We start from the raw sequence: 21,302 nt of genomic DNA on the forward strand, positions 1-21,302 counted from the left end.
AATGGCTTCTTTAAGTTCAGATCACGAAAGCTCCGTTCAGCATATAACCCACATTGAAACGAGCTCCAACCCGCCAATAATAGCGCTCGAAATGTTAAAGGATCAGGCAAGCGAATTGGCTCTTGCTCCCAATAGAGCGCAGCTATCCTCGTGGAAAGCTAAGGTTCACAGCGTTCTGGAAAGCTCACTCGGATCCGAACATAGCATCGTCAAAACTTTTAAATCGGTTAAGTACTCTCCTTCGATTTGGACTTCGTCAACAACATCCGAGGAGCTTCGGCGATATTCCGCGCGCGGGATTGAAGAGGCAGTGGGACTCATCGATGCTGCGTTGTTCTATATGAGCGTTGAAACCACCCAGGTCACCTCCGTAGGTGGCGGGAGTTTCGAACCCCATTTGCTTAACCACGTGGAGGGTTTAATTGCTGAAGAAGATTGGGGAAAGGTTGCTTCTCAAGTCGCGATATTTGTAGAAGATAGGATTCGATTACTAGCTGGAAATCCTAAAGGGAGCAAAGGTGAAACCTTGGTCGGTAAGGCTCTAATGGCTCGCGTTTTTGGCGAAAAGAGCAGTTTGAAGCTGGGCGATGGTGCTAGCGAGACCGAAGGCTGGAGATTTCTCGCTATGGGCTTCACGCAAGCGCTAAGCAACGTAGACCGCCATAGGATCCAAGAACGGTCAGACGCCAAACGATATGCAATGGGAGTGCTGGGACTTGGAAGTTTGCTCCTCACGCAATTGAAAGAGGAGCATCCAGGGATATTTTTGCAGTAAAACCAGTTATCGCCTTGGGTGTCGAGGGGCGACTACGCTAGATCTGGGCTAACCAAAGCGCCCGCCCGCTCGCGTGATTCATAGCTGGCAAAACAATGAGCGTTCGAGAAAGTAACGTCGACACCATCGACCCGATTCAGAACCCCAGGAAACGTTACTGAGAGCGCACCGGCCAGCACTATTGGCGTCGCTACGAACGCCACCATCAAGTCTTTTAGTCGAAATCTTGGGCCACCTCGGCTTGGGTATCCTCACGTGCAGCATCCTGTTCATATCGCCACCCTATTTCTCTGAGAACTGCGGCCGTTCTAGGCCATCTAATTCCGATCGATCTAGAGTCTGCTAGATAACGATTCGCTAAATCGCGTTCTTGCCCACCGCCCTCATAAATGCCCCGCGAGGTCACTCCCCGGCTGTTCAATTGACCTAGAATCATGCCGGTTTCAATGTGAGGGCTTGAAAGTGTCTCAATTAGATCCCGTATTGGTTCTTCGGGCCAGATCCCATCTTTGCCCGTGGAAGCATTCACAAAAATTCTGCCAATTAGCTGATCCCCGATGTCAGCGCGCCCTGATTCCCGTAGCATTCTACGGGCTGCTGCCACCCAATCTTCCAGTATCTGTGGATTGACAGATCCGTCGTCATCGCGACCTGGTAGACCACCCCAATGGTTTAGGATCGACCAAGCCGCTTGAACCTTAGCCGGGTTTGGTTGCTGCGTTGCTTCGTGCTCCACTTCACTGCCGCCGCGATACGCTTGACAAGTCAGTTCGACGAAGAAGCCGGGGTTTGCCGCCAGGTATTGATTCAATGCCTTCGGCTCATAATCCTCGCCCAGCCAAGCAAAGAACGCATACTCAAGACCCGCGAGAATGTCCTGATCGACCGCCCTATTTTCGAGATAATTCAATATCTCCTCAACCTCGTACGAATCAAGTCGTTGCAAGTCGTCTTTCGCCAAAAGCGCAGCATGCAGACTTGAGATAGCGACATCTACGTCGACCTCTTCCCGCCCCTTTGACCTAGGTGAATGAAGCGCGCGTGCGACGGCGATAGCCGCGGTATTCCCTCTCCCGTGACGCAAAAGCTCTTGCACAGCCCGGTTCAGATCTTCGACATCGAATATGTCGAACCGGCCATGCTGCCAATACTCAGAATACTCATCGGGCCACGCAGCGAGGACATCCCAAAAGGCACTTGAATGAGGCACACAATGAACAAATTTTTTTCTGGCTTCATCTATTAGCGTCTCTTGCTCCAAGACCGCCCTGATCGTCTCCGGCCCGCCGGACTCCAGCCATGAGTGAATCCAAACTCTTGCTGCCCACTGCAACTGCCTGTCATCCGATTCGAGCCAAGGAGTCATGCGGTCCAGAGTTTTGAACCCTCCCTCAAAAGATATCGCTCTACCAACACTTCCCGAGTCCCCCACACGCTTAGTAATTTCCTTGAGGTCGTTCCATCCGTTCGGCTTCGCAAGAACCTGTTTGACAGCCTCGGCTCGTTTCTGATCAAGCTCTTCACGGTACTCCGAATCCGGGCGATCCATTCCGGAAAGTACCGGGTCCCAGTCGAAAATATACAGCGATTGCGAGTAGAGTCCTGACGGATCCAAGAGTGTCTGCAGATCCCTGAGTCGCCCCCGCAACTCAATAGGCATCGCCCAGCTTGCATCGCTGTACCGGTCATGTTTCACGACGGTTGCCGAAACTGAAGCTAAAAGGTCTAACCGTCCTGACGACCCAAGGGCATTTACTGTCACTTGACCTGCGAGATAATCAACCAAGCTGTTTGCCGCTTTAAGTGATGCAGACGTCTCTACAGCCTCAATCATCCATGTCAGGTACGACGGTTCGTCCGTCGACCACGCGATTGCCCTCTCGGCAAGAGAATCGACGAATTCATATAGCTGGCCGTAAGTCACTTTCACTGAACTTTCAGGCCAATCTCGAAATCGCGGTCGGTACGGTGAAAAAACCATCGAGCGACGGGATGGCCAGAGTTCCATAAGTAAATGGCGCGCAGTTTCCGGGGAGATCTGGAAACAAACGTCCAGGAACTCACGACGCATTCCAGAATCGAGTGGGTTTCCTGGTAGCCAACCAGACATCACCGCACCCATGGACGCCAAGGGTGTATTCGCTAGATTAACCGGGACGGGAAAAGCTGCGAGTCGTGCGAGTACCCTAAAAGATCTCGCGATGTACTCCGGGTTCCAGCAAAGTAACTCGAGAGCTGAAAGGAGTGCAGGGTAATGGACTTTCGGCCCAAATCTAAGCGAGTCATCGAACTCCTCAAATAGGATGGCTAGAGTCGGCTCATCGTTAGCGAGGTCCTTCTCCACCGCTAGTAAGAATGCGTCTGGGCTGGCTTCGGCCATGGCTGGCAAAACGTCGGTGATCGTTAGCCAACTCAACCTGTGATTCGGATCCTGTACTCGTCGCATGGTTTCAGCAATCACAGAGTCTGGAACTGTCACTCTTTCAGATGCCCCAGCATCTCCATCCCGAACAGACGCTAGGATCGCGAGGCTTTCCGCTACCCCCCGGCGAAGGTCTTTCGAAAACCTTCTGCCAGGGTCGCTGCTTAAGGCCCGCTGGATTTGATCCAAGCCCTCAAGTGGGTCGGGCTCAGCGAGGACCTCGGTAGCGATAGCAACCCACGTTTCTTGTAAGCGGGGATTGAACCGTGGAAGCAGCTCTACGAAAGCTTCCTCTGCGGAAACAAAACTCCATACTCCACCAGAGTTCCAGAGGGCGGGGTCGGCTCCGTCTTTAAAACTCGCTAACTGCTCGGCCACTTCAACATCACTTAAGCGAGTCAGCTTCTCCAAAACTTCCAAATCACCGGGGCATTCGCGCCATCGCCCCGCAATGAATAGTCCGCTCAAAACGGAGGCACTAGAAGGCTCAGCCCAAACCGAGCCCCGGTCTTCGGGTACGAGCGAAACACGCCGTTTAAAGGCCGGGAAACTTCTGCGCGCAAGAACGGCAAGCTTTTTCGCCTCCTTAGCGTCAAAACCAGCCGAGGCTAGAGAATCCTCGGCTGCAGTCCGATTGACACGCGGTAAGAATAATCCCGGCATCTGGATCCGCGATTTCGAATAATCCTTCGTTATGACTACATGTTTTCCACTGTCGACGGCGAGTCGCACATCAGGGTTTTTGAACATCGGGATCAATATTCCGCGGCTCGGAAGACTGCAAATATGCTTCCACAAAGCCTTGCTTTCGACGATCACAGGATCAACCAACCCGTCTTGATCCTCCTGATCCAGCACGGAGGCCAGGAAACCGAGGATATCGTCGGATGAAGGCGATTCAATCACCAGTTGACCTGGCCTTTCCTTAACGAATTCAAGAAGCTGGTGAGCCTCGCGTTCCCTGCCCGCGACGAAGAGTGACTTGGGCAAGCCTGGCTGTGCGGATCCGCTGAAACGAGTCCACCAACCTGACAGCTGTTCAGCTCCCTGGGGATCGATTTCTAAGTACTCCGAGAACCAAATTTGCGTCATTGGTGCTAGTTGCAGCCAATGCTCAAAATCGTCAGCGTCGAGGACCCGGATGTCCTTGAACACTTCTTCGGAACGGCGCTGCGCCGCCCAATCTTCCTTTCCCTGCCACCTCCTAGGCGTTGCGAAAACGAAAGTTACATCAGCGTCCGCTTTAGCCCGCCGGCTTTGGAAATCAGCGGTAGCTTTCTGCCCGATTTTCTTGTTCGTCCCGAGCTCGAACACGATTTTTCCCGATGGGAGCAAGTTGCTCCCCTCCGCCAGGAAAGCCGAGCCATCGTACCCACTCAGCGCGACACTATCGCCAGCTCGCATATGGATCTCCGATGCCTCAGGGGTAGCGTCTAACAAACGCCGAACCAGTTCGGGGAAGACCTGTTCTGCTTCCCGTTTGTTCAGTTCAACCCACCTCACCAAATGGCCTGAGGTAATCAAACCTGTGCCGTTTTCGAACGAACCTCTCATTTCTCCACCATCCCCTCAAACCTCGCGTACGCCTCCCGCATATCCGCCTCCCGATCCAACTGCCTAAACGGATACTCAAAGACGTACTCCACACCCGACTGCGGATGCACCCACGTCCGATCCGCCACCGGCAACTCCGCGCCGTCCTTCAACTTCGCGTCCGCCTTCACAATCCCCTTCGGCACCTTACGACCATTCGCATCAAACCGATCCTCCTGGTCATAACGCCGCATCACCGGAAACTGCGTCCGATAAATCATGCACAACTCATCCGCCGTCACACCCAACGACAACGCCACAATCGCATCAATCTCCACCTGCGCGGCTCGACGCTCCTCATCCTTACGCAAAGGCTTATCGACGCCCCACGCCGCCCCCACAACCTCCTCCGACATCATCTACTCTTCTCAGACCGAGATTTCCCTACCACTTTGCGTCAATCACTCGTGGAGAGAACCCTGCCGGAGGCGTGACTGAGAATCCGAGCTCCTCCAGCGACGTTGCCGCGGCTTCCGGGTAGTCCCGTGCTGCGGCAGCCGTTTGCTTGAACAACCATTCTTGCCGCCGTCGCAGCAAGGTCGGCTCCCAGCCCGGTTTGCCCCGAAACCCGCACTCAGCGATAACGAAGTAAAGGAACTCTTCGAGCGACGGACGAAACCGTCTGCCACCCACCGGTAAGTGCAGTTCTTCCAGCCGTCCTTTCTTCCGCGGGTTTCCAGACTTCCCTTGGAAGTTTTGCATTAGAGCCGGACTCAGCAATCCAGTGACTCCCGAGTAATGAATGTGGGCGCATGGAGCGCTGGTGTACCCCCGTTCGTATTCAAACCGAATGCCTGGGGACGTAGCTACCCGCAGCTCGAATTTGCTTCTTTCCACGGCGAGGAACTTGCCGGTGGAATCGGAAGTTAATTCGTAGCGGACGATGACGCGGAATAGCTGGCTGTAGTCTTGGCTTTCAACTTCGCTTTCCAGCTGACCGGCACCGTGGATAACCGGGGCATCAAATTCACCGACAACGATGTTCGTATCGGCGTTAAGCCACGCCTCCGTTTCGATATCCCCTTCAGATGCGAGTGGGAGAGCATCTAGAAGCGTGCTTCTCACCTCATCGAGAAACAGCTCAGCCTCGTCACGCAGATTCAAGTTGTCCCTCACCCAACAGCATCAATACGACGCTTAAATCGTCGTACAGGGCCCGCTCGGACTTATCTAGCATGCCCGAGTGGGCGAGCGTACGTAGTTCTTCAATGCTCGCAGAAGGCTGGCGTGTAGACCTGCGGAGAGCAGCGAGATAGTCTCGCTTCTTCTCCCAGAGTTCCTTGTTGTTGGTGGTCTTAATCTCAACTGCCATCTCAATCACCTCAGCTCGCTGGGTTATCGTTCTAGTCCCGAATAATAGCCAACAGCGCGCCACCAACGACCTGCACTGCAGAACGCTTGTTCGATAGTGCAGGTCGAGATGCTCGCCCATAACACTGATCTCGACGAGCCAGATGCGCTCGTGCTTCTCTCCTTGCTGGGCGTTTAACCCATCCCCTCAAACCGCGCGTAAGCCGCCCGCATATCCGCCTCACGATCCAACCGCCTAAACGGATACTCAAAGACGTACTCCACACCCGACTGCGGATGCACCCACGTTCGATCCGCCACTGACAACTCCGCACCGTCCTTCAACTTCGCGTCCGCCTTCACAATTTCCTTCGGCTCCTTCCGACCATTCGCATCAAACCGATCCTCCTGGTCATACCGACGCATCACCGGAAACTGCGTCCGATACATCATGCACAACTCATCCGCCGTCACACCCAACGACAACGCCACAATCGCATCAATCTCCACCCGCGCAGCACGCCGCCCCTCATCCTTACGCAAAGACTTATCGACGCCCCACGTCCCCCCCCATCAACTCCTCCCACAACGGGGCATAGGCCTCGGTCGACCACTCGCACAGCGGGCTATGCGAATGATACCGATTGGGGTTTTAAATAGGCTTGACAAGAAGGGCCTTCTGGGGCTCCCTATCTTCGGCCCAACACAAAGTCGGTAGTTCAGCACCCGATAGTCCAGCCAGTTTAAGAGCCGCCTTTCCCAAACTGTGGGCCGATCTGATACTTTCACCATTCGCAACAGACGCGTAAAAACGCGCGGCGTAGCTGATGGCATCAGCGTCTTCGATACTTTCGGCCATTCCGATAGCAAAAGGGACTATCTCCTCGACTAGCTTCGCGGCTTGGGGGGCCGAGCTGCAGGAATTGAGAACAACAAGGGTAGGTGAGTAATCGGTTGCCTGTATCGCGCTTGAAAAAGCTCTAGCTGTCACCACCACGCCGTCATGCAGGCCGTCTTCATCATCCTCAAACTGGATCAAGCTGGAGTTTCCGTGCCCAGAAAAGTGGACAACATGGGGTCGGAATTTGCTCAGCCCGTCGAGTAGGTCATCCGGTGTCGCAGAAGGACGCGCATCGATCTCAATCTGGTCGCGGTGCAACGCTGATTCAACCGCTGCGCGGATGCGGCTCTGTTCACGTGAGACGCGGAGATCGCCCCTCGAAGCGGCTCCCAATAGCAAGACCCGGAGCTTTTCGGGTTTAGCTGAAGGTATTCTCGACGCAATTTCCCGTAAAGATTTTTCAGTCGATTCAATCCTTCTCGAGATTGATGCCTGCTGCCGTTCAGCCTTTTGTGCCGCCTGCCGCTGCTCGCGCTGGTGCTGTCGCGCCAGCGCGTCGGCTTCCGCATTCTCCTCTTTGTTGAGCTTCGTATGCAACCGGTCCTCCTCTTTACGAAGGGTATCTAGTTTTCTCTGCCATGAAGATGCCTCCTTTCCAGCAGAAATAGCATCTTTTTCTTTGCGTTCGGCCTCGCGCAATCTACTCTTGCGGGTCGATTCACTTGCAGCTTTGTCGGCTTGTTGGCGAAGTTTGACTGCCTCGGAGAATTTTGAAGACTCCTTGGTTCGAGACTCCCCTAACTTCTTTTCGGCATCCAACCTTTGCTTGCGTTTGCGTTCAAGCTGACTACGAACCTGCGAAACACTCATCGCTTAACTCCTTTCGACTCGTGCATACGCTACAAAAATGATCGACACCCGACAGGGGTATGTCGCACATATTTTCGGCATACTTTGCGACCGTTGACCTAGGCCCTCTTCGCTTGTGCAAACCTCTTGTACGCCTCACGCATGTCCGCTTCCCGGTCCAACTGCCTAAACGGATACTCGTAGACGTACTCCACACCCGACTGCGGATGCACCCACATCCGATCCACCACCGACAACTCCTCCTCCTCGCGCAACTTCGCCTGCAACTTCAACACATCCTTCGGCACCTTACGACCATTCGCATCAAACCGATCCTCCTGGTCATACCGACGCATCACCGGAAACTGCGTCCGATACATCATGCACAACTCATCCGCCGTCACACCCAACGACAACGCCACAATCGCATCAATCTCCACCTGCGCAGCACGCCGCCCCTCATCCTTACGCAAAGACTTATCGACGTCCCACGCCTCCCCCATAACTTCCTCCCACAGAGGCGCGTACGCCTCGGTGAGACAGTTGAGCCGGAGGTAATTTTCGGTGAGCCGGTCCTCGGCCACATCTACGCCTAGCGGGAGCCCCTCGACCAAGGGATAAGACATCTCACTTGCACCGGTTGACCGAGCCCAAAAGTCGCAGACCAGCGATGACATTCCGGCACCGGCAACGACCGTTTTCCTAGCGCTATTTACAACCGCTGCAGAGTGCACCGGGTGGACATGCTTTGCCCCTGGTGGAATCAAAGCCGGATACAAAGTTCTGAACCCGGTAGTTGCAGCCATTCGACGCCAGGCCACTCGGTAGAAGTCATTAGCCGATCTGAATCCGTTCGGAGTTGACCATTTCGGGTAGTCAGAATCGTAGGTTGGCTTGCCTGAGCGATCCGGCTGGTACGCCGTTGCAGGAATGAAGTCGGCAGGCATTGCCTCGAGGTCGACCTCGGCCCAGTCTTGATTGTGCTTCAGGGTGGGGTTGGGTTGCTTGATCATCGGTGTCGATACGCCGAGGTGCGGGCCTTGAAGAATGACATCGTTCCACGACTCTGGGTGCGCCCATCCCGTATCGAAGTAGCCTTTCTTCTTATCAATGGACTCGTCCCAACCGCGGGAGAATTGAAGTCCGAGCTCGCGGATACGGGGTGCGGCGGCGAGCTTCTCGAGCACTGCCGCGGCTTCGGTGTTGACTGTGTAGACCATGCGAGATTCGATGGGCGAAACCGATTCGTCCTCCAAAATGGAGTGCCACACCTTGAGCGCCTTGAGATCAACCGTTTGGATACGGTCACCGTGTGGTCTTAGATCCCAGTTCCCGTTGTCATCTTTCAGACCAGGTAGATTGCCGGATCCATCGTGCGGGAGCGACTCTTGGACGGTGAAGGGGTGGTACAACGAAGCGGCGTGGCCAAAGCTGGGCGCATCTTGCTGGGGACCGTAAACGTGGACGCCGTACGCATTGTGGTGGTCGATGTCGAACAGCACCATCTCGTTGATGAACTGCCAGTGGCGCCGCAATCGCAGGTACGATCCACGGCGTAACGGCGCAGCCTTCTTCTCAGTGAAGTGGGACTCAGGGTGGATGAGGGAGGTGACGCTATCCTCCGACGCGTTACCCCACGTGCGCTCCATGAACCCGCGGTAGAGATCGGGTTGTTGACCGACGAGGTGCGGGTAGCGGGTGGTGTCGGCGAGAGCCGCCGCAGTAGCCACCGATTCGCCAAGCCCTCGATAGACAACCTCGCGCGCAGACAGATCAGTGTTCCACTGCTCGCGTCGGTCGTTCTTTGCAGCTTGGGTCGGCTTGTGTGCAAGGGAGAACCAGGGGTCCGCTTCGGAGTACAACGCGTCAAGATCTGTACGCGGCCGCACCCACGGCGGGTTGCCAACCTGTAGGTCGAAGCCACCGCGGGCGAAGACTGCCGCGAAGTCGAGGTCCCAGTGGAAGAAGCCTTGGTCGGCGGCGACGGACTGCACCACGCGCAACCACGGGTGGTTCGCTAGCACGGTCTCGATCTTGCGAGCGCCGGAGAGGCCGATCTCGGTGCGCTCCAGCTCGACCAGTTCGTCCCAGTTGGTGGCGCTGGCCAGTCGGATCTGGTTGGTGTCGCGGGCCTGGGTATCCACGCCTATGAGGTCGGTAAGCGTGGCGAGCCACTCGTCGAGGTCGGGAAGTTGATCCACTTCGGTCAGTGGCCAGAAGGTGAGAGCGTTCCACGCATCCATGGCGAGGCGGAGGCGGAGGTAGGCACCGTCGGCGTCGTGAAGTAACTCGCGCTCGATCTGTTCGCGGCGGACGTTCTTCGCGGTGTGCTCGGTGTTGCGGCCCCAAAGGTCGATGTCGCGGCGGATCTGGTCTTCCGCGATGCGCATCTTGGACAGCGTGATGGCCCAGAGGGATTCAACGCGTACGGCGAGGTTGGTCAGCCTCTTCGCCTGCTCTTTGGTAGGCACCTTGCCGGTGACGGATTTGCGCCACGCTTTCATGGCGGCGATCTCATCCTCGGCCAGGGTCTTTAGATCCTTCGCGTCCGCGGCAGCGCCCCAGGTTGCGGAGGGCAAGAGGAACTGGTGGATGCGACCCGCGGCGTTGATGTCGCGGGGCTCGCCGGCATCGATAGCTTCGGTGAGATTCTGGACGGACTCCCGGCGCGGGACGGCGGTGAGCCACTCGCGCTTCTTCAGCTGGGCTGTGGAATAGGTGGAGCGCAGTGCGCCGATGAGAGAGTTGCCGCGGCGCAGGTGGAGGCCGAACCAGGGGGCTTTGAGCTGACTGGTCATGGTGTCCAGCCACAGGGAGATCTCGGCGAGCTCCACCGCGGTGGGGTTCAAATCCACGCCATACACCTGGTGCAGGGCGATGTGGGCCTTGACCTTCTGGAGTTCCAAGGTGCGGTTTTCGGGATCGACTTGCTGGTCGAGTTCCTTTTCCCTGAGCTCGAGGTAGAGCTCCGCGAGTTGACGTACGGCCTCCACGGCGAAGGCACCGGAGCCCATGGCGGGCTCACAGATAGTGAGGCTGAGCACGTCCTCAGAGGTTTCGATGCGGCCTTCCTCTTGAAGGACCTCGATGGCCTGGCCGACGGTGAACTCGGTGAGCACCTGCGGGGTGTAGAAGGACGCCGAACGTTCGCGGTCACGGCTGGACTGACGGAAGACGAAGGAGCCCTCGGGGTGCAGGCGACGGGTCTTAGCGGTGCCGCCCTCCTCCATCTCCTTCGTCTCCATGACGAAGCTGTCTTGAGGGACGGTATCGGCACGGTCAGTAGGAAGCACCCACGAGCCCTTGGAGGCATCGCCCTTCGGCGCTACCTCGTACAGATCTTCTTGGGCGATGAAGCCGTGGTAGGACATCAAGCCCTCGTACACCTGGCCCAGTTCGGTCACGCCGAGGGTGGCATACGAAATGAAGCCGCGGTCTTTGCCTGCGGATACTTTGGACAGAAGCAGGTTCTGCAGGACGCGGGTGAGGGCGTCGTTGGAGAGCTTCGTCGCATCGATAAGCGAGGTCGATTCGCTCTTGAACAGGTCCGCTTCAAGGTTGCGGAAAGTCAGGCCCTCGTTCTGCGCATCTTTGTCTGCGCCGACGGCCTCCAGCGGGTCGTGGCCATGGTTGACCTGAGTAAATAGAAGCTGCAGGGAGTCGTAGAGGTGTGTTCCGCGGCGTGCTTTATCGGTGACAGGTGGATTGAGGATCTGGTCGCGCAGTCGGTCTAGCCCATAACCGTCGACGTATTCGGGCGCACCGGTGGGCAGGATGGCAAGCTCCGGGGAAGCCTCCGCGAAGAGAAGGAAGAGGATGCGGTAGAGGTAGCGCAGCGATTGGCGGGAGAGCTCGTTGCCGTCGAGGTCGTCAATGGGCAGATCCTGTTCGCGGTGACGGTCGAGCACGTCGTTGCCAATGATCTCAATGGATTCACGCACTGCGTCGCGCAGGTCGCCGGAGACCTTCACCGCGTGCTGCTGGGATTCTTCGCGGGTCTGAGTCCACCAGGTCGTGCCGTCGGCGGCACGCTCGAGGTTCTCTCGAGCAAGGATGACAGCGACGCGTTCCAGTTCGCCAGCCTTCTTCGTGTCGTTACGTTCGACGGCCAGTTGCAGGTTAATCGCCAAGTATCGGCCGAGAGGCCAAGTCTCGCGCTCTGCAACGGCCACCCACGTCTCTGCGATGACCACGATGAACTCGGGCGGGTCTTGAGAGAGGAAAAGGTCGCCGATCAGTTTGGACACCTGGGTCGGCTGCGGGTCCTTGCCCGCGGGGGTCACTCCCCCAACGGCCGAAAGAGAAAACAGATTGTCTTCCGTTACGTCTTCGTCAGTCCCGCTATCCCCTTCGTTTTCATCGTCGATTCCGGACGTGGCACTGATGACAATTAGGGTGCCAGCATTACCGTGCCAGCCGTCGTAGGACAGCTCCTCACCGGCGCGCGTGTAGGTCTTTTGCGATGGTGTCCCGTACCCGAAAGCTGTGCGGATGAGCGAATAGGTGACGTCGGCATCGGCGTTCGTCGCAAATGCTTTTTGGAGATCGCCGCGGTACTGCTGGAAACGTTTAACCGGCGAGATCGTTCCGGTCTCTCCCTCGAGCTCGGCCCACTCTTTGGTGCGGTTCTTCACGCGTTTAGTGAAGGACTCACCCTTGGTTTCATCGGTGGTGAAATAGTGGTCGCTGATCCACTCGTCGACATTGAGGATGGATTCGTATGCAGCCATTGGTAAACGTCTCCTAGTTGGTATCGGCGCTGGCGTCAGCGGGGAGAATGAGCACGAGTGGGCGAATCAGCTCGCGGTCGGGTTCGAGTGAGGAGATGAGCGATTTCTCTTCGCTAATGAGCGACGCCGAGCGGCCGACCTTGGCGGTCTTAGTCACGTCTTCTCTCGCCTGGTCCCAGTTCTCAGCACGCTGCACCCAGTATCCGATGCGGTCGTGGGCGTGAGCACGCGCGGCGGACATCATCGGTTGCAGCTGGCCGCTGGCCACCTGCACTGACTGAGCGATGAGCTCCTGGGCGTTGTCGGGCAAGGTGAGCGTGCCCGGATTGATCGCTCTCTCGGTCAATCCCGCTGCGCGCAGCCACGCGATGGGGTCCGGTACATCCTGCGGGATCATGCCGTCCATTACCGCCACGAAAGCTCGGGAGACTACCTGGCCCCGCTTGTTGGTCAAGGTCGCCATGAGCAACACGGTCGGCGCAGCGACGTCGCCGCTGAAAGCGGTGATCTGGCCGGCGGAAAGCGACGCGAGCGCACGGTCGGTAGCCCAATCTGTCACGGGGTGCAACGGGCCGAGGAAGTGGGCCTTCGGCCATGTTGAACCGTCCTGGCCGGTGCGGGCGCGTCGCATGACCTCGTTGCCGATGTCCATGTTTGTGGCCAGCTGGAAGCGCTCACTCACTTTCCGGGCTGCCAGGTAGTCCTGCGGCAGCACCTCAAGGCGTCGGCGGAGATCCTCCGGCGGAGTGAGCTCCGCGACCTGGTTCTGGTGGCGGACGTAGCCCACGCCATTTGCGGCGAGGTCCTTTTCCGGTGCGCCATGGAAGGCTTCACTCAACGCGTCTTCCAAGTAGGCGACCTCGGAAGCATAGAGGCTGCTGCGGATTCCGCCTGGATGTGAGGACGCGGTGCCGATGAATGCACTACTCGAAGGCGTAGTATCCAAATTTCCGTCTTCATCGAGTTCGATGCCAAACCCAGCCATCCACTGATCGATGAGATCTTCTTCAGTCTCTGCAGAATCCTCAGCGATCTGTTCCGGAGCCTTCACTACCTCATCGAAACCGGCCTGGTTCTGAATGATCTTGCGGATCTCATCCTCTTCGCCCTTGACCGAGTGCTGACCGATGAGAGAGCCGACATCACCGAGAATCTCGTGCGCTTCGTGCTCACGCTCGATGAGTTTCTTGAGCACATGAAGTTCACCGACATATCCGCCTTGCGCAGTGTCGAGGAGAAGCGCCGTGATCTGTGGCGGCTCAGTCTGGCCGTAGCGGTCGACGCGGCCGTTTCGCTGTTGGATACGGATAAGCGACCACGGAATGTCGTAGTGGACCAAGTGGTGGCACAGCGTATGCAGATTGACGCCCTCCGAAGCGACATCGCCGGTGACGAGGATGCGCAGTTTGGAGTCCTCGCGCTTGAATTCGTCGACAAGCCTCATCTGCTCTTCGTCGGAGAGACCACCGTGCATGACCGCAATGGAGTCCTTCGGCATCTTGAGGTCCTTGGTGAGGTTCTCCTGCAACCAATGGAGGGTGGCAACGCGTTCCGAAAAGATCACCGCACGGGTATCACTCCCCTTTTTCACCCCGATGTCTTTCAAGTAATTGACGAGCGCCGCGTATTTATTGGAATTCTGGCGGGTGACCTTCTGATTGAGCTGATGGAGACGCTCCAGTGCGTCACGCTGCTTTGAGTCGCTGTCAGAAACGCGCTTGAGGCGGTTCGTGACCGTTTCCTCAAGTGCAGCAGGCGAGGACAGAAATGCCTTCACCAGAGTCCATGGGAAGAGCCGGTCCTGCGCTGGAATCCGGCCGCTCTCTGGGTGGATCCAGGTGGCTTCGAGCTCGCCGGCCACGGCGTTCTCTTCCTTCGATGCCTCCACCGGGATATTCAGTGGGTCCTTGCGGACAGCCCACTTCTCCCCCACCACCGTGGCAACCTCATCACTGTGTCGGTGACGGCGGATGAGCAACCTCTGAACCGCGCTCTTGTCGATAGTGCCGTCCGGCATGACTGCGGTCGGGTCGAGCAGACGGAGAATCTCTTTGAAGGACTCGGGATCACCGTTGTGCGGCGTTGCCGACGCGACAAGGAGCGCTTCGGTGGTCGGCGCCAGCGTGCGAGCAAGCTCGTTGTTTTGTGTGCCCACGTTGGTGGCATTGTGGATCTCGTCGATCACCACCGCATCCCAACGGACCTTTTCCAGCTGCGCGCGATACTTGGGACTCTTGAGGGTGTCCATCGACACAATGACGCGGGAGAAATAGGTGAACGGATTTCGGCTAGCCGGAAGGATTCGGCGAACGCGCTGGATTCCGTTTGAGTCAAGACGAACCAATGGAATGGCGAAACGCGACCACATCTCCTGCTGGAACTGCTCCATGATGTGCTTTGGAGTGACCACGAGAATGCGGTCGCCTCGACCACGGCGGATCAGCTCCGCGAGGATCATGCCGATCTCAAGGGTCTTGCCCAGACCAACGGCGTCGGCGATGAGCACGCGGGGACGAAGGTTGTCATCAGAAAGCGCCTTGCGCACAGCAGTGAGCTGGTAATCGAGCGGATCCATGAGCATGTCCTCGGCAACGGAGAGCTCCTCCTGGTACAGCGGAACCGGCGTCTGCCGCAGGGTTGTCTCCAGCCACAACCGCGTGGTCCGGTACCCCGGTGAGTGGTCCGGCACCACCTCTACCTTGGCTGGGTCGAACACCTCCACATCGTCGATCGCTGTATAGAAGCTCGCCGTGGTGTCGCGCACGTAATCCGACAGCCCGCGCACCTTCAACAGATAGCCGTCTACGGACTGCGTCACGTGGGTGATCAGCCAAAGTTCATCGCGGACACGGACCATGAGGCCTGGTGCGAACGCTGTTGACGATGCAGGAGTAGGCATGTGTCAAAGGGTACTGTCGCTCATCGCGTTTTGAGATCGCTTCCTGCTTCCTGCTTTAAAGCGCCACAGTACGCCTCCGTCTTTCTCCGTACGTCAGACACGCAAATGCCCACCACACCATCGCCGCGCCTGGAAGAATGACCTACCAGGTCACTACCCACGTAGACGTCCGCAGCGATCACAATGCGCTACCCCTGTGCACCACAGGCTCGAGATCGTATCCAAGCACTGCGAGTACGTCGATGACTTTCCCAATCTCAGCGGACGGCTTGCCATGCTCCAACTCGCGCAGGAAACGATCCGACACCTCCGCAAGCTCCGCTACATCCAGTTGTGTTAGCCCACGGTCCTTGCGCTGCTGGCGCACGAACGCACCCAAGGCCGCGGTGTCCATAAGGGCCCCCTTAGCGGATCGATCGTTCCGGAATGTTCGTTCAGCGCCCTATCCTACCCACCAAGCCCGCCATTTCGGTGCGAACGTTCCTTTTTGTTGTGCTTTGCAGTCGAACCCTCTTGCCGGACCCCACTTTTCGGTGCGTTCGCTCCGCATGGGAGGGGCCCATCGACCTGTTACGGCACTACGGCGATGCGGTGGACGTCTCAGCCCCGCTTGATGCTGGTGATCTTCTTGCCGCGGGCGAGCTCGTCGACAAGCAAATCCATTCGGCGAATTTTCCGCATGAGCCCATCATCGACGTCCTCCACGCGCACGCCGCACACCTTGCCGGTGATGAGGTCCGCATTCGCGTTCAGCGTCACTTCGCCGAAGAAATCGCGCAGGGTCCGGTCGGACTCGGCGGCAGCATGAAGCTGGTCGGGGCTCAGCCCGGTGAACCACCCGAGCACGTCGTCAAGCTCGTCTACCGTGTGCCCTTTGCGCTCCACCTTGGCCACGTAGTTGCCGTAGATGTCGCCGAAACGGTAGCCGAACACCCGCTCCAGCCTTGCCTGCTCGTCCATGGCTCGCTCCTTACAACCAATGGTTTCGTGTTGGTGCTGGTCATGCACTAACGTACGCGGCGTGGATACCCGCCGGCGGGCACTGGTCAGCGGAACATATTCCAGATGGTCACGCCGACGATAAGCACGCCCATCACGCCCACGAAGATGGTGTCGGGGCGGTTGGCGTAGTGCTTGTAGGCGGTGGCCTTGCGGAAGAGAAGCGTGGGCACGAGGTACACGAGGAAGGCGACGAAGATGCCGCCGACGACGGAGATCAAGGTCATGATCGACGGGTTGAACACCGCAACTAGGGTGCCGGTGATGAAAATGAAGGCGTTGATGACCCAGCGCATGGTGTTCTCACTGACACGCTGAGCGAAATTCGGGGCGGCAACGCGCAGCAAGTAGGTCGTGCCTTCTTCCGTACCCATCATGTGACCGAAGTAGGACGAAGAGATCGCGCAGATCGCCACGATGGGGCTCAACCACGCCATGATCGGGGTACCTGTCTCATTCGCCAGGTACGACAGCACCGGGATGTTCTGCGCAGATGCTTCATCCAGACCGTTCGCGCCGAGTGCGAATGCGCACGACCAGACAAAGAACATGGTGAATAGCACCAGTGCGATGACCGCGATCAGCTCGATCTTGGTCACGTCTTTCTCCGTCTTGGCCACGTCGTCGTCATGCTTCTTTTGCACGTCGCGGGCGAACTGGGACAGCGCCGCCATGTGGCTGAAGGAGAACACCAGGACCGGCAGGAGCAGCAGCAGCGACTGCCAGATCGGGGTATCCGACTCGTACGACATGAAGCTCTGGATGTCCCACCGCGGGATCAAGTAGAGCGACACACCCGCCAGCGACACGATGAGCGGGTAGACGAGGAAATTCGCAATGGCCAATGTGACCTTCTGCCCGAATGCGAATGCGCCGGTGAGAATGCCCACGCAGATGGGTGCCAGCACCCATCTGCTGATCTCCGGGCCGCCGAACTGGTTGGCGATGAAGCTGTCGATGGTGTTGGTGATGGACACGCCGTAGATCAACACCGTCGGATAGACCGCCAGCCAATACACCAGGGCTGTGATGAATCCGCGTGTGCGGCCAGTGAGAGCGGTGACGACCTGCAGGACGTCCAAGCCAGGCATTGGCGAGCCGGAAACGATGCGAGCGTAGGTGCGGTGCGAGAAGAACACCAGCGGACCGATGAACAACGTGGCGACCAGAAGCGGCCAGAAGCCGAACGTTCCGGCATCCAGAGGCAGGAACAAAATGCCCGCGCCGACACCGGTGCCGAAGAGCGTCATAGCCCAGGCCATCACGGTCCCGTCGGGGACTTCGTCGCTAGCTACCTGCTCCTCGTACTGCTCTCGGTCGGCATCGGAGAGATGGTCGAGCTCGAACTCGTCGCGGGCCTGCTCGAGGTGCTCGTCGCTGTGCAGCTCCGGCAGTTCGTCGGCGTCGCTGTCAGGCGAATTAGGGGTCGGTGTACCGGAAGCGGTGGACATAGACGGCGGCCTTTCATGGGTGGATTAGTAAAACTTTATGCCTCTTGTGCCGTGATTCCCGATTTGCCCGCGCTTTTTGTTTCATCGACTCGGCTGTGATGCTGGGGGCGGGTCGGAGTGTGCCGTGTGGTTGTCACATGGGTGCCACGCGGTTGCCGTTGGTTCGCGGATTTTCTGACTGTTGTGGCGGATTCGGAGAGCGCATTGGCTCTGGCTCGCTGACCTGCAGTTACTGAGGAAATAGTTAACGGTCTGATGTTTTGAGCGATAAAAGCTTCAAGTGTGACGGCGATGTGACGATCCGTGACGAAGGGGTAACGGTATCTCCTTAGGCATTCACAATGGTTCCCCTTGCAATTAGTTTTCGTGGCATGAGACACACCACCAGAGCAATCGCAAGCATCGCAGCCGTCGCGACACTGGCGACGGGCTGTGCCACCACCGACGAGATCACCGAACCGAACGAGACCGCAATCGCCGAACCGTCCGCCGATACCGCCCCGGGCGACGGCGCGGGCGACGGCGCGGGCAAGGAGGCGAACGAGGGGGCAGATGGCAGTGCCCCAATCGAACCTGTCACCGAAGAAGTCGTCGCCGACGACCCGGCCAACCCCCCTGCCGACGGCAACGGCGATGAACAGGCACCTGGCGCGCCGGGCGAGGCAGCGCCCGGCGGCGGCGAAGAGTGCGGCGCACTGCCGACGGACCCGCGGGAGCAATACCCCAGCGGAACCGCGCCGGGACGCATGCCAGGCCTCGGCGACGAGACCGGCGAGGACAGCTACTGGATCGAAGACATCGAGAACAACTACGACCCGTGCATGCCTCTCAGCTGGATCGTGTTCCGCGGCAGCCTCGGGCACGTCGACCGCCCGGCGGGAACCGCCGCATCCATGACCGACGGCATCGCGTTCTACATCAACGGCAAACCCGTGAAGGGAATGCAGCTCTTCACCGCCGTCGAGGATGTCACCAGGAATGCGGACGACTCGGTGAACTTCGCCTGGGGCGAACTCGGCGAGACGACGGCCGCGGGCATCACCGACCACTACTCGGTGACGCTGCGCATCGAAAACGGAGAGCTCACAGCTGTCGACGGCGACGTCGATCAGTTCTACGGGAAATGGAATGACCCCCGCAAGCAATACCAATTGGGCCACGGCTAGGCCTACTTACGACGAAAGGATCACTGCAGCCATGAAACCCCATCGCACACCTCTCCTTGCCGCTGTCGCGGCAGTAGCGACACTCGCCGCCGGTTGCTCATCGGTCGGCTCGGACGACCAGACAACGAACACCGCCGCGCCCCCTTCCCCGGTTGAAGCTGGTGCCGACGACGTGGTCACCGAAGCGGTGTCGTACGAAGCAGCGCAAAAGAAGAGTTCATTCGATTCCAGTCAGTTCGGTTTCTTGGGCAAGCCCCATTCGTCGGGCGAGTCCGACAATCAGACCGGCTCGTGCGCAGCCCTGCCGAACGATCCGCGGGAACAGTACCCGGACGATACCGCACCAGGGCGGATGCCAATCGTGGACCCTACCTTCGATTTCAATTACTGGATCTCGGACATCGAGAACCACTACGACCCATGCGCAAGGGTCAGCTTTATCCTCTTCCACGGAAAGACCGGCACTGCCGAACGGCCATCAATGAGGCAGGGCACACGTGAAGACGGTGTAGCCTTCTATATCAACGGTGCGCCTGATGGCGAGATGCGCTGGTTCGGGGTCATCGAGGATATTCACGTCAACGGCGACACCATTTATCTGTCCTGGGGTGAGCACACCGGTATTAACGCCGATGGCCCCCTCTTGCACCGTTCGGTCACTCTCAGCACGGCAAGCGGAAGCATTGAAGCAGTAAGCGGTGACGTGGACAGTTTCAACTCGTTTTGGGATAACCCGTCGTACCAGTACATGCTGGGCACGTACGACTAGGCGGTGCCCCGGCCTTTCATGTAATTGGCCGGTTGTCGTGCGTTTTCACGGCCGAACACTACACTCGAACACCATGAGATCCCGTCGCGCTTCTGTCTTGGCAGCTGTGGCTGCTATCGCTGCTCTCACCGCCGGCTGCTCCTCCGAGAACCTTGCGGAGCCCGAGTCGCAGCCAGCGCCGCTGAGCACGGTGTCAGCACCGTCAGCAGATGAGGCGGCGGAAGAAGAAATAGTCACGGAGACGGTGACCAAGGAAGCGCCAGCGGAGAAGGAAACGAAGTCAGACAAGCCGAAGAAGGACAAGAAGTGCGCCTCCCTGCCCAAGGACCCGCGCGACCAATATCCGGACGGGGAGGCGCCGGGGCGCATGCCCCAGGCGGGCGAAAACCCTTACGACACCCACTACTGGATCGAGGACATCGACAACTTCTACGACCCGTGCGCACCCGTCAGCTGGATCATCTTCTACGGTGGGCGCGGCGGTATGGACGGCCCGGCGAATACCGGTGCTTCCGTTTCGCAGGGCATCGCCTTCTACATCAACGGCGAGCCGGACGGAGAGATGCGCACATTCCGTCAGATCAACAACGTTTCCCTTGACGGTGACACCATCAGCTTCGACTGGCACGAACGGCAACAAGACCTGATGGGCAGCGTGAAGCTGGAAAACAGCGTCACCCTTGCTTACGACAACGGGCACATTGAAGCTGTCGACGGAGATGTGGATGCCTTCAACCAGTACTGGCACGGACAAGACCAGTACATGCTCGGCCACTACGACTAGATGCTCGGACAGGAGCTACAAACGGCGCTTTTCTGCCGTTGCTTTCCCACGCTAGGCATCGACTGATCTGGAAGATTGACTGCTGCGAGTGGTCGGGACGAGGCATAGAGTTGTTGCATGGCACCGAATAACCGGAAACCAATCCCGAAAGTCGCCTACGCGCCCATGCTCGGCATGGAGACGTACGTGCGGGCCCGTGTGGACAAGGATGACTCGCACCTCGTGCAGTTACGGGCCTCTGCAATCAACCAGTGCACATACTGCCTTGCCATGCACCGCCGCGATGCTAGGAAAGACGGCTGGACGGAAGAGAAAATCAGCCGTGTGGAGAACTGGACGGAGACACCCGACGTCTTCTCCGACGAAGAGCGCGCGGCACTAGAGCTCACAGATGCGGTGACGAAGATCCACGGCGAAGAATCCGTGCCAGATGAGCTCTGGAACCGCGTTGAGCGCCTGCACGGGGAAAAGGGCGCGCGCAATCTGCTGATGGCGATTGTCACGATCAACGCGTGGAACAGGATCGGCATCACCACGCGGCTCGATCCGAACAGCCTTTCCGGTGTCACGCCTTTCGACCTCGGCCAGAAATAGCGTTCGCTGGAGGTTTGCCCTGTGATTTCAGTTTCTCCTGGCGGGGATGAGGGGATTCGGGGTGCAGGGTGGGCGTCGATAAGCGCTTCGCGAAACATTGGGGACGCGCCGACCGATAGGCGGTGTGGAACCTGATGAAG

At 58.2% G+C, this 21,302-nt stretch carries 16 protein-coding genes; 5 read left to right on the forward strand and 11 right to left on the reverse strand.

All coding sequences use genetic code 11. The features are described from left to right. Position 1 precedes the first annotated feature (1 nt). A complete protein-coding gene (locus M3G19_RS04700) occupies positions 2 to 775 on the forward strand; it encodes a TIGR02391 family protein (RefSeq protein WP_259901014.1) in 774 nt (257 codons plus the stop codon). 214 nt (positions 776 to 989) lie between these two features. Here the strand turns inward: M3G19_RS04700 and M3G19_RS04705 are convergent, their stop codons facing one another. From M3G19_RS04705 to M3G19_RS04755, 11 genes are all read right to left on the reverse strand, one after another. Then, positions 990 to 4,751 (reverse strand): hypothetical protein, encoded by a 3,762-nt coding sequence (locus M3G19_RS04705; protein ID WP_259901016.1) that lies wholly within the window; start codon positions 4,749 to 4,751, stop codon positions 990 to 992. Continuing rightward, a complete protein-coding gene (locus M3G19_RS04710) occupies positions 4,748 to 5,149 on the reverse strand; it encodes a hypothetical protein (protein WP_259901017.1) in 402 nt (133 codons plus the stop codon). Before M3G19_RS04710 ends, M3G19_RS04705 begins: the two co-directional genes overlap by 4 nt. 25 nt (positions 5,150 to 5,174) lie before the next feature. Further along, positions 5,175 to 5,894 carry a hypothetical protein gene (locus M3G19_RS04715; RefSeq protein WP_259901018.1) on the reverse strand — a complete coding sequence of 240 codons (720 nt, stop codon included), beginning with the start codon at positions 5,892 to 5,894 and terminating at the stop codon, positions 5,175 to 5,177. Then, positions 5,881 to 6,102: a hypothetical protein gene (locus M3G19_RS04720; RefSeq protein ID WP_194559883.1), complete on the reverse strand. Its 222-nt coding sequence runs from the start codon at positions 6,100 to 6,102 to the stop codon at positions 5,881 to 5,883. The genes M3G19_RS04715 and M3G19_RS04720 overlap by 14 nt, the downstream gene beginning before the upstream one ends. 173 nt (positions 6,103 to 6,275) lie before the next feature. Continuing rightward, positions 6,276 to 6,623, reverse strand: coding sequence for a hypothetical protein (locus M3G19_RS04725; protein WP_259901021.1), 348 nt, complete (start codon positions 6,621 to 6,623; stop codon positions 6,276 to 6,278). Between the two features lie 109 nt (positions 6,624 to 6,732). Then, a complete protein-coding gene (locus M3G19_RS04730) occupies positions 6,733 to 7,791 on the reverse strand; it encodes a CHAT domain-containing protein (protein ID WP_259901023.1) in 1,059 nt (352 codons plus the stop codon). A 98-nt stretch (positions 7,792 to 7,889) separates the two neighbouring features. After that, positions 7,890 to 12,500 (reverse strand): DNA methyltransferase, encoded by a 4,611-nt coding sequence (locus M3G19_RS04735; RefSeq protein WP_259901024.1) that lies wholly within the window; start codon positions 12,498 to 12,500, stop codon positions 7,890 to 7,892. 13 nt (positions 12,501 to 12,513) lie between these two features. Beyond that, positions 12,514 to 15,399 (reverse strand): DEAD/DEAH box helicase, encoded by a 2,886-nt coding sequence (locus M3G19_RS04740; protein WP_259901026.1) that lies wholly within the window; start codon positions 15,397 to 15,399, stop codon positions 12,514 to 12,516. A 178-nt stretch (positions 15,400 to 15,577) separates the two neighbouring features. Further along, positions 15,578 to 15,793: a helix-turn-helix transcriptional regulator gene (locus M3G19_RS04745; RefSeq protein WP_259901027.1), complete on the reverse strand. Its 216-nt coding sequence runs from the start codon at positions 15,791 to 15,793 to the stop codon at positions 15,578 to 15,580. 206 nt (positions 15,794 to 15,999) lie between these two features. Further along, entirely contained in the window at positions 16,000 to 16,359 is a 360-nt protein-coding gene (locus M3G19_RS04750) for a DUF2200 domain-containing protein (protein WP_259901029.1), read from the reverse strand. Positions 16,360 to 16,445: 86 nt separating this feature from the next. Then, on the reverse strand, positions 16,446 to 17,849 hold the full coding sequence (locus M3G19_RS04755) for an aromatic amino acid transport family protein (RefSeq protein ID WP_259901031.1): 1,404 nt from the start codon (positions 17,847 to 17,849) through the stop codon (positions 16,446 to 16,448). Between the two features lie 371 nt (positions 17,850 to 18,220). On the opposite strand from M3G19_RS04755, the gene M3G19_RS04760 reads away from it, so the two are divergent. The 4 genes from M3G19_RS04760 (at position 18,221) to M3G19_RS04775 (ending at position 21,162) form a co-directional block, all read left to right on the forward strand. Beyond that, entirely contained in the window at positions 18,221 to 19,015 is a 795-nt protein-coding gene (locus tag M3G19_RS04760; RefSeq protein WP_259901033.1) for a hypothetical protein, read from the forward strand. A 31-nt stretch (positions 19,016 to 19,046) separates the two neighbouring features. Further along, complete coding sequence (locus M3G19_RS04765; RefSeq protein ID WP_259901034.1) at positions 19,047 to 19,784, forward strand: hypothetical protein; 738 nt, start codon at positions 19,047 to 19,049, stop codon at positions 19,782 to 19,784. Positions 19,785 to 19,857: 73 nt separating this feature from the next. Beyond that, positions 19,858 to 20,568 (forward strand): hypothetical protein, encoded by a 711-nt coding sequence (locus tag M3G19_RS04770; RefSeq protein WP_259901036.1) that lies wholly within the window; start codon positions 19,858 to 19,860, stop codon positions 20,566 to 20,568. A gap of 117 nt (positions 20,569 to 20,685) precedes the next feature. Then, the gene (locus M3G19_RS04775) at positions 20,686 to 21,162 is read left to right on the forward strand and encodes a carboxymuconolactone decarboxylase family protein (protein WP_259901046.1); all 477 of its coding nucleotides are present in this window, start codon (positions 20,686 to 20,688) and stop codon (positions 21,160 to 21,162) included. Positions 21,163 to 21,302: the final 140 nt, after the last annotated feature.

Origin of the sequence: Corynebacterium sp. p3-SID1194 (genome assembly GCF_025144155.1) — a bacterium.
Classification (GTDB): Bacteria; Actinomycetota; Actinomycetes; order Mycobacteriales; family Mycobacteriaceae; genus Corynebacterium.

Coding starts and splice junctions, on each gene's coding strand:
- M3G19_RS04760 (WP_259901033.1), top strand. CDS start 18,221: ATGAGACACACCACCAGAGCAATCGCAAGCATCGCAGCCGTCGCGACA.
- M3G19_RS04700 (WP_259901014.1), top strand. CDS start 2: ATGGCTTCTTTAAGTTCAGATCACGAAAGCTCCGTTCAGCATATAACC.
- M3G19_RS04775 (WP_259901046.1), top strand. CDS start 20,686: ATGGCACCGAATAACCGGAAACCAATCCCGAAAGTCGCCTACGCGCCC.
- M3G19_RS04705 (WP_259901016.1), bottom strand. CDS start 4,751: ATGAGAGGTTCGTTCGAAAACGGCACAGGTTTGATTACCTCAGGCCAT.
- M3G19_RS04720 (WP_194559883.1), bottom strand. CDS start 6,102: ATGGCAGTTGAGATTAAGACCACCAACAACAAGGAACTCTGGGAGAAG.
- M3G19_RS04750 (WP_259901029.1), bottom strand. CDS start 16,359: ATGGACGAGCAGGCAAGGCTGGAGCGGGTGTTCGGCTACCGTTTCGGC.
- M3G19_RS04735 (WP_259901024.1), bottom strand. CDS start 12,500: ATGGCTGCATACGAATCCATCCTCAATGTCGACGAGTGGATCAGCGAC.
- M3G19_RS04745 (WP_259901027.1), bottom strand. CDS start 15,793: ATGGACACCGCGGCCTTGGGTGCGTTCGTGCGCCAGCAGCGCAAGGAC.
- M3G19_RS04755 (WP_259901031.1), bottom strand. CDS start 17,849: ATGTCCACCGCTTCCGGTACACCGACCCCTAATTCGCCTGACAGCGAC.
- M3G19_RS04730 (WP_259901023.1), bottom strand. CDS start 7,791: ATGAGTGTTTCGCAGGTTCGTAGTCAGCTTGAACGCAAACGCAAGCAA.
- M3G19_RS04710 (WP_259901017.1), bottom strand. CDS start 5,149: ATGATGTCGGAGGAGGTTGTGGGGGCGGCGTGGGGCGTCGATAAGCCT.
- M3G19_RS04765 (WP_259901034.1), top strand. CDS start 19,047: ATGAAACCCCATCGCACACCTCTCCTTGCCGCTGTCGCGGCAGTAGCG.
- M3G19_RS04770 (WP_259901036.1), top strand. CDS start 19,858: ATGAGATCCCGTCGCGCTTCTGTCTTGGCAGCTGTGGCTGCTATCGCT.
- M3G19_RS04740 (WP_259901026.1), bottom strand. CDS start 15,399: ATGCCTACTCCTGCATCGTCAACAGCGTTCGCACCAGGCCTCATGGTC.